At 60.7% G+C, this 417-nt stretch carries 1 protein-coding gene; it reads right to left on the bottom strand.

Going from position 1 to position 417, the window contains the following annotated elements; translation table 11 throughout:
* On the bottom strand, positions 1–275 hold a 275-nt coding region (locus tag AC1RPU_RS07895), incomplete at its 3' end, for a hypothetical protein (RefSeq protein WP_481769628.1).
* Positions 276–417: the final 142 nt, after the last annotated feature.

Here is a 417-nt window from a genome sequence, read left to right as displayed (position 1 = left end):
AGCTTCGCTATGGCCTCGCGCATGGACGAGGTATTCAGCAACTCGTCGATCAGGGCTTCTACTTTGTCACGGGCATCGCCATCTGCGTTCTCCCCAACAAGCTGTTGTAGCAAACCCATCTTCTCCAAAGCACCCGGCACATCGTGCAGAATGGACTTGGCCAGTGTGCCACTGCCTGCCTTCAGTTGGCCGCCTGCATGGCTACGGGACTCGGAGCCGGGACTCGTTTCCCCGTTTGCCACGAACTCTTGAAGCGCGCGTGGCAGTGTCGCCATAGCCTGTGCGGCTTTACTGTCGCGCGGTGAATAGGGTGCTACGCCACCTCCCGGGGGACCGGCCCGAGATGGGCGTTCCGCTCGATGGTGTATGGTTGAATCAGGTCGCGGGGCACTCTTGTGGGTTGGGGCAGGTGCATTC

The organism is Dellaglioa sp. CoH-55-MRSF-7, assembly GCF_056782235.1.
This window is presented reverse-complemented; position numbering and strand designations above follow the sequence as displayed.